The organism is Nitrososphaera sp. (genome assembly GCF_050748925.1).
GTDB lineage: Archaea > Thermoproteota > Nitrososphaeria > Nitrososphaerales > Nitrososphaeraceae > Nitrososphaera.
Genome location: NZ_JBOGQF010000231.1, coordinates 1 through 1,438, shown reverse-complemented (window position 1 = coordinate 1,438; position 1,438 = coordinate 1). Strand labels below are relative to the sequence as shown.

Annotated in this window: 1 protein-coding gene and 1 pseudogene; both read left to right on the top strand. The window is 56.7% G+C overall.

The window, feature by feature from the left end; translation table 11 throughout:
* A pseudogene (locus ACREAY_RS11825) lies at window positions 1–432 on the top strand (ABC transporter substrate-binding protein); the annotation flags it as partial.
* Window positions 433–466: 34 nt separating this feature from the next.
* Window positions 467–1,438, top strand: a 972-nt coding sequence (locus ACREAY_RS11820; RefSeq protein WP_431755968.1) for an ABC transporter permease, incomplete at its 3' end; no start/stop codon positions are given.

The window sequence follows — 1,438 nt, the reverse complement described above, 5'->3', positions numbered from 1 at the left end:
CCTGAACTTTATGCTAAGTCGCCGAAGAACTACCCGAACCCCTTTACGATGAAGTTGGGCGGAGTCGAGTTCAACGATACGCTCTCCTCCGGTCGCCGCGACGTGGTGAACTCTCTTTACGACCATATCATTACTTTCCGGCACAAAGAGCTAAAGGAGGCATGGGAAGCGATCTACAAAGCCGAAGAAGCCGTGGCCAAGGGCAAAGGAAAGAGCGTTGATCAGGCGCGCAGCCTGGTGGGCGAGGCCAGAAAGCTTGCGTCTCTTGTCCCCGTCAATGATAAAAAGGCGAGCGACAAGGAGGTCGTCGGCGCCTTCAAGTCCAAGTCCGGACTCAAAGCCCAGCTCGAAACAGAGTGGGAAAATTTCGCCAGGGGCAACTACGCAAAGGCCACAGAGTTAGCCAATAAAGCCACAAGCCTGGCACGGTAAATAGTCGGGTTGGGTTTCTTTTCTTCCGTCGGTCATGGCGACAAGCGCGTCCACACCGGCACTCTCTCTCAGAGGGCAAGTCGATTGGCGGCAGGGTGCGATCCTGCTGCTGCTCCTGTGCCTTCTTTGTCTCTTCATTGTCCTGCCGATCGCGCGCGTGCTGTGGGTCTCGCTCTCTGACGGTGAAGGCGGGTTGACGCTTGTTCACTTCGCCAATTTTTTTCGCCGCCCTCTCTTCCGCGAGGCCCTATGGAACAGCCTGCTGAGCGGGCTGTTGGTCGTCTTTTTTGGCAGCCTGATGGCGGTTCCGCTCGCCTACTTCAGCACCCGCTATCATTTCAGAGGCAAACTGCTGTTGAACACCCTCGCCACTCTTCCGCTCGTCGTCCCGCCGTTCGTCGGGGCGGTCGCCTTGCAGATGATTCTGGGAAGGAGCGGCATGGTCAACCTGCTTCTCATGCGCTGGTTCGATCTCAATGTGCCGTTTATGGAAGGGCTGACCGGCGTCGTGATTGTGCAGACGCTGCACTTTTTTCCCTTCATCATGCTCAATACGGCGGTCTCCCTTTCCAACATAGATCCCTCTATGGAGGAGATGGCTCAGAGCATGGGATGTCACGGGCTCAGGCTCTTTCGGCGCGTCACGCTGCCTCTTATGCTGCCGGGTTTCATCGCCGGTTGCCTGCTGACTTTTATTCGCGCGATCGACGACCTCGGCACACCGCTGATGCTCAACTATAAAAACCTGCTCGCCCCTCAGGCTTACCTGCGCATCACGACGATCGGCATCGACGACGTGGACGGCTATGTCATTTGCGTCGTCCTGGTGGTTCTCTCTCTCCTATCCCTCCTCGCGGCGCGCAAATATCTTAGCCTTTCCGAGTACGCGACAGTGCAGCAGGGAATTGCCGTAGCCAAGTCGATCCACGGAATCAAGAAATCCCTTGTGATCCTCTTTTGCGCTCTGGTGCTCGGCATCAGCCTTCTGCCCCACATAGGAATCGTC